We start from the raw sequence: 7485 nt of genomic DNA on the forward strand, positions 1-7485 counted from the left end.
GCAGTTGACTCGACTTCTGCCGTGGTCCGCTACACTCCCTGATGAATGCCGCGTTCCTAATAAATCTAAATAAATTATAACAGTAGTCCACATCTGAAAAACAGGTGTGGACTATTTTACGCTTACAGTCATTCGTTCCTAAGACAGCTCAAGAGCTTACTAATGCTGTAGCTGATAAGATAATAGAAAATGAGAGTGTTATGAAGTAGGTTGGAATAATGTAAAGACTCCAAAGGGACAGGTTCGTACCTGTCCCTTTGGCTCAAGTAAGCGTAAATATAATGGGTTACGCCATCATCGATATTTGTTAGCGCTTTTTCCTGGTAAACATTTTGATTTTCTCTAGCGCATTTCCCTTGGCTGCTCTTCAAGTCACTCAAAGCATAGATAAATCATTAAAGCTGTCACCAAATGTAGTTGTATCGTCCAGCTTGATTGCAAGTTTGTTAGAGAGGATTTCCAAGGCAATTCCTTTTGATGCCATTTTATGTTTTAATTCAAAGTTATGCTTGGCAGACGAAACCAGGGTGACATGTCCTTATTTGTCCTCCTCTCAAATACCAATATTACCCACCATATTTCGTATACCAACCAGGTTGCATATTGGTTGAATGACTACCAAAAGGTGCGAACCTAAAATAAATATCTTTATTTGCAAGATCTTTTAAAATTGGTTTTAGCTCATTTCCCCCAACTACCCATAAATTTCCGTCTTTGTATCGTTTATCGATAACTTTTAAACCTTTAGATTCGAAGTAGTTTATTAACCATTCATTAGTGTTTTCGAAAGAATTATTATCTCTTTCTTTTTCAAATAAATTCATTTGTTGATCAGTATCATCTTCTAATAAGCTCAGTTGTTTTTCTAGATTTAAATTTTCACTAGCAAATTGATTAACATCTTTCTCCTTCTCATCATAATTATTCTGCTGGCCAATATCGATCTTTTGGTTTGAGGTAACCTCTGTAGTATTTGGCTCAATACCCATTTCGTCCAAAGTGGCCCAAAGGCTTTCCATGGCTTCATCTTTATTAAAGTAGAATTCTCTTCCGCGAATACGCCAAAACTTCCAACCGGCTCTTTCCAGTGATTCCTGACGCTGCATGTCTTCTTCAAACTTCTCAGGTCCATGCCATGCTTCCCCGTCACATTCTACCGCCAGCCTGTCCCTAAGCCCTTCGATGACCAAATCAATACGGTATCTTCCTACCTTCAACTGTGGTGTAACTTTATACCCTTTTGCAATAATCCTTCTTAACACATCCACCTCGAAAGGAGAATCGCATCTGCTCTCCAAGTCTTCGATTTCTTCATTTATTCGAGTTGGATTATTACAATAGCTTAGTAATCGGTAACGAAAATCATTTGGTTTTACATCCGATATGTTAACAGAATGATAGAGACGCATTTGATTTTTTGCACGACTTGCAGCAACATTGATTCGTTGTTTCTCACTATTTCTTGTCAGGGCACGGAAATTCCGATTTGGCGCAATAACCATGGATAACAAGATTATATCTCTTTCATCCCCCTGCAGTGTGTACGCATCTCCACATATCACTTTCCTGTTATAAAACTCCTCATCACCAATGGCCTCCCTAAGTTTCGTTTCAATAAACGGTGCTTGCTTATTGCCTTGCAGGGAAATAACACCAATCGTCTGATCATTATATTGCGGATCCTTAGTTAAGGCTACAATATCTTCCACAATCTTCTCTGCTTCCGGAACATTAATATCTTTATCGCGTTCATCATTATAACCTTCATTAACTTTGACTGAAAATATAGGGGGATCCAGCTTCTCTTCCTCTAGCGGCAGCCGAAGCGGGATCATTTCTCCACCATAACTAAGGTCATTGGAAAATTGGATGATTTCCGGCACACATCTGAAATGTTCCCGGAGCATTAACTTGCCTTCTTTAGGGAATGTCTGCTCCGCAATTTCATACAGCGAAATATTTCCATCATACAAATTCGCATTTGGTATATCATCTAAATAACGACGTACAAGTTCATTCACATCATCAAGTTTTGTTCCAATCGCCTGTGGACTGATCTGTTCCTCATCCCCAACCACAATCATTTTCTTCCCGCGAAGTAAAACGTTTATGGAAAACAGATCACATTGGCTACTTTCATCAAAAATAATGACATCAAATTTTTCATTCGTCACAGGGAAATTCTCAATCACCTGGTTCATCGGCATAATCCAGACAGGAATCGCCCCCTGCGCAGTCTTCATCGAATCTCTTGCGCCTTTTAAATTCGTTGTTGCAGATTTCCCAGTGCCTCGTCCGTAACGTTTGATATACGATTTCCATGAAGATAATGCTCGATTTTCTTCTTGCGTAATCCGCTCTATTTGACTCTTCCATGTTGATGCCGCAACCACTTCATAAATCAGACGTTTTTGCTCTTTATGTGCAGTTTCCAATTGGTCTTTCAACCGGGAAACGCTCACATCAGCTGTTTCATCCAGCCATGTTTGCAGTTTTCTCAGTTCAAGGGGTTTGGAAAAATCCTCCCCATGCTCCCACGCGTCTCCTACTGTTGAGGTGATATACTCTTTCGTCGCATAGAAATCCTCAACAAACCGATCCAGCTTTTGATAGAAAGCATCCACCAGTTCCTGCCTGCCTCGCAGTTCAATCAGCTTCCCAATTAAACTTTTCCAAGCATGTTTGTCTTTATTTTTCATCGCAACTAAAAATTGATGTATAATGGGGTGGACGTTACTGTTTTCTGTTAACCCTTTTATTTTTTCAATTTCTTCATCCTTTTTCACCTTCCATTGATTCAAACTTATGTAGCTTTCTGCATTCATTAAATCCTGATCGATTCTCTTTAATTCATCAAAATCATAGAAATTGCTTTCATTTCCTTTTTCTCCAGGGAACTTTTCATATAACTTCTGGATATCCTTTTCATATGTTATAACAGTATTTACATCTTTTAAGATCTCTTCTGCTTCATATGGAAAACGAGGAGATTCGGAATCAATCAACTTTCCATTAATCTCAGCCATATTTCCATTTATAATACGAGTTATTTCTTTCTTTTCATCCTGAAATTCCACAAAATTTTGTAATACTTGTAGATCATCCAGATTTCCTGCAGCTTTTCCGTTCAACACCGCATCTTCAAATAAATATTTCGCTTGCTTTCCTTTCAACAGGAAAAACATCCAGTTTGGTTTTTTACCGGATTTCAAATGTTCCATCGCCAGGTTAATCGCCTTCTTTTGTGCTAATAAATTCTTATCAGGCAAATTCACATCATGCGTGATTAGTTCATGATGACGCACAAAAAGCTTTTGAACAGCCTCGTTCTGTTCATGATATAAATTTTCCCATCGCACCTTCCTTATATCTCCAGCTTTTAAATCTTCCATAATCCTGTTGGAACTCTCCCGATTGATCATATCTTCATAGGATAAGATATCCTGAATAGATTGCCTAATAGCTGCAATGGTTTCCTTGTTTTTCTTCAGATGATATTTTTCAAAAATCGTTTCACCTACACGCTCATAACCTGATAGATCATCTCCTTCTTCCATCAATTGTTCAAAGTCCTGGAGGTTCAGGATTTCTTTTTCCAGTTGGGGAAGCCTCCTGGATTCCAATACCAGATCTTCTTTGATTAATCTGCTTCTGAGATGAAGCAGTTCGATCCATTCGGCTTTCTCTAGCGGGAATGGTGTATCCATAGGCACATCATCTTTTATCCATGTATAATCAACATCTGTTGTAACAAGCTCTTTGGCTACCTCGTACTTATACAATTTCTCGCCATTATGTATTAATGGAGACCCCTCTTTTTTTGTATACACTTTTAGTTCATTCAGTAATTTGGCTTCTTCTCTTTTACTTTTGTCCAAAGCATCAAGATTTCGGTCAATCATTTTCTGAAGTCGTTCTGAGTCCAATTCCCCAAGTTTTTCACTTAGAACACGAATCGATCCTTCAATTTCATCCATGGATTCCCTTCCGCCGCCTAACACAGGTACACATAAATCCCTGATTGCCTCGGGAATTTTATCCTTTAACACTTTCAACGCATTTTCTTTTTGCGATGTAATCAGGATTTTTTTACCTTGTGCCAGAAAATGTGAAACAAGATTTGCGATTGTATGGGTTTTCCCTGTACCCGGAGGGCCTTGAACAGTTACCCCGTAGTTTTTATCGATACGCTCAACAATTTCTTTTTGTTGTTCATTGGCTGCGAGTGGAAAATATAAATGATTCTTTGGTAGCGGAGAAACCTCATTATTTTTCTGATTAACAGATTCCTGGGACTCATTTATCTCAAATATTGAGGTGACTGCTTCTGTCAGTTCTAATTCTTCATTCTCCAGCCCTTTGACAATCTGTTCTAAATCTTGCCTTAAGATACGAACCTTTTTGCTGCGTAGGGCAAACAAATTTTGATCGTAAATCACTGGCGTTTTAGAAGCGGACAATGTCTCTTGACCTTGAATTAATTTTCCATCCGGATGAATGAGCGAAATAAACTTTTCATATACATCATCAAATTCGTCATCAATAGCAAGTTGATTCATCTCATTAATAAGTTCGTCAATACGTGCTTTATTTGGCAAATCCACACCTGAGAGCATATCTCTTTCTACTTTGATATTTTCATCAATCTTTTTTGCAGTAATGATCCCTTCCCGTGGAAATAGTTCCAGTTCCAATTTACTTGTAATCAGCGGGTGGCGTATGATACCAATTTTAGGATCCGGATGCCTCCAAACTAGAATACCACGACCAAAAATAAATTCCAGACGGTCTCCTTCTTGCTCAAATCTTGAAACCAATTGGAAAAAATAATTATATAAATCCATCGTCTTCTTTTTCATTTTCAACTCATCTGACCAATAACGCCAGGCTTTTTTCCATGCATGGAAATTTTCGACCCGTTCTTCATTGTCATGAAAAGCTATTGTGATAATGTTTCCTGCTTCATCTCTAATATTTCTTTCAGCATACACCTCGGGCGATTGCAATTCGTTATGAAAAGAGCCTTTCAGCCATTTTTCCAGTTCTTCCGGTGGTGCAGGTGGCGCTGTATCTTTCTCGGTAATGGAGGGTTTTCGCACTTCGAGGAACGTCTCTTCATTGTCATTCTCCCTGAATACCGAAACATCTTCCAAGGGGGCTAGACTGCGCTCATCCCAAGTATTCTCATAAACAGTATAATCTCGGTCTACCTTACCCACTAAGTTATTTAGTTCCAATAAATATTTAAAAAAACGTATGCTTTTATCTTGTGTTGATTGATTCAATATGACCACCCCATGAAAATTACGTTGATATCTTCCCATTATAGACTCGATGGTAGTACTTACACTTTTTATTTCCTTCAACTATCTAGGAAAAGTGTTGAATGTCTTGCTCTAATTTCTTCAAGCTATTAAATATATAATTTCTAAAATTCCTTTCTACTTTTTCATCATCTGCATTCCTTAAATACCTTAAATTAAAAACATTTACTAATAATTCTTTTTTTTGTTTTGTTTCATACTCATCAAAGTTAGGGATATAATTACTTGCCGAGCGATTATAAAGTATTTCATTATAAGTCCGAACAAATTTCTTTATATTTTTCTCACTAATATTATTGATCTCAAATCTTTTGAAAAGCTTTCCTACAAACCAATCCAGATGATATAAAATACTTAAATCATCTATCTGTGAATAAAAAAATAACCAACCATATTTATTTTTATCAATAATCCCGCCGGTTATTTTTATGTTTAAATTCCATATAAATTCACTAGTTCTTTTATAATTTGAATATTTATACCTTGTGAAGACCTCTACTAAAGATGTTTCTAATTTAAAAATATTTGCTTCTCTGACACCTGCGATTTTATTATTAAAGTTATATCCTAGAAATGAAAACTCTTGTGATAAAAATCCATATTGTTTTTTGTCCTTATTGTAAGTTAATCCTAAGTTTTTAATGTGCTTTTCTAGTTTACTCTCTATCTTTTCTTTACCAGCTTTATTACAAATAATAAGAACATCATCTACATACCTAAAATAGGCAAAGGCATTTTGATTTTCGAAAACTCTATCTAAATTATTCATATAAATATTAGCCAGTATATTTGATATAGATAATCCTTGAGGAACACCACGTTTGTTTTTCGTATATGGTTTTCTTGTTGTTGAGGAAATAGTAGGTGTCTTAATTGCATTACTAATAAGGTTTATCAATTCTTTTTTACGTACTTTTCTTTTTACCTTACTAATTAAAATATCATGATTAATATTATCGTAAAACTTTTCGATATCAATTTTGATAAAATAATTATAATTGGAGTTATTTAAAGTTTCTTTTACTTTTGAAATAACAGTTTGTACTAGTTCAAAGTTGATGTCTTCCGCAAAAGCATTAGATAATATTCTGTGTACAATTGATAATGTTAATTTGTCTCTTATGGTTGGTATTGAAATTACCCTTGGCGCTTTACCCTTACCTTTAGTAATTAATTTTTCTTTATAGGGGGTAAACTTAAAAGTATTATTGGTAACCTTTCTATTAATTACATTTATATAATATGTAATATTTTTTTCAAAAGTTTCTTTATTAATACCGTCTATTCCTGTGGATGGTTTTAATATAACTTTTTCTTTATATAATCCTTCAATTTTTTTATTTCGAAACAATTTATTAAAATCCTTATATGCGCTCATATTAAATCCAACCCTTTAATATAAAAATTATAGGTGAAAATGGTACTAAAAATAGAACCATAAAAACAAGTCTGTAATATATTTTATATAGATAATAGCGCAAATAGTGTTTATAACCTACATCATCTTCTTGATTGGAGATCTGAAATTTAATAAAATCATAAGCGTTATGATTTTCTACACTTTCAAGAACCTTAGAATATTCATTTCTAATTTCAATAAATCTATTTTTTGCTTCCTTTTTTTCTATAAAAGGTAATTCATCTAACAAGATATTTAAATCTATGTACAAATCATCAAGTTTTATGTAACTGCTTTTTAAATATATAATCCTCTCTTTATAATTTAATGAATTTATACCTATAGTGATTGCAAACAAGAAAAGTGATGCTATAATCACAAAAAGAGACAAATGGTTGTTATTAGTGGTATTTAATGACCAAATAGATATACTCAAAATCATTAATGTATAGTAATTAATCAAAACCTGGATAACTTTACTGGTAAAAACCAGTCTGTCAGAAGTATTAATTCTACACTTTCGAGTAATCCATACTTTATTGGATAGACTTTTTATTAGTTCTTCATTCATTTAGTACATTCCCATCACATATAGCATATACATAATGTGGAGTCCCCCTTAAAAAAATTACATTTGGTATGTCAACACTAAACTGTACAAATAATTAAAGGTTCATTAACTTGTATTCGGTAGGTGTTAAGTAATCTAGTGATCCATGAATTCGAATATGATTAAACCAGTGAACATAATCAAAAAGTTCA

At 34.7% G+C, this 7485-nt stretch carries 5 protein-coding genes; all 5 read right to left on the minus strand.

Features of this window, described 5'->3' with window-relative positions; translation table 11 throughout:
• Positions 1-376: 376 nt before the first annotated feature.
• On the minus strand, positions 377-526 hold the full coding sequence (locus ACDX78_RS23025) for an HAD hydrolase family protein (protein WP_486031181.1): 150 nt from the start codon (positions 524-526) through the stop codon (positions 377-379).
• A 40-nt stretch (positions 527-566) separates the two neighbouring features.
• Positions 567-5285 (minus strand): AAA domain-containing protein, encoded by a 4719-nt coding sequence (locus ACDX78_RS23030; protein ID WP_486031176.1) that lies wholly within the window; start codon positions 5283-5285, stop codon positions 567-569.
• Between the two features lie 85 nt (positions 5286-5370).
• Complete coding sequence (locus ACDX78_RS23035; protein ID WP_486031178.1) at positions 5371-6702, minus strand: reverse transcriptase domain-containing protein; 1332 nt, start codon at positions 6700-6702, stop codon at positions 5371-5373.
• 1 nt (position 6703) lies between these two features.
• A complete protein-coding gene (locus ACDX78_RS23040) occupies positions 6704-7294 on the minus strand; it encodes an SLATT domain-containing protein (RefSeq protein ID WP_486031180.1) in 591 nt (196 codons plus the stop codon).
• 94 nt (positions 7295-7388) lie between these two features.
• Positions 7389-7485, minus strand: a 97-nt coding sequence (locus tag ACDX78_RS23045) for an IS3 family transposase (protein WP_486030920.1), incomplete at its 5' end; no start/stop codon positions are given.

This window comes from Virgibacillus oceani (assembly GCF_041521345.1).
GTDB lineage: Bacteria > Bacillota > Bacilli > Bacillales > Amphibacillaceae > Virgibacillus_N > Virgibacillus_N oceani_A.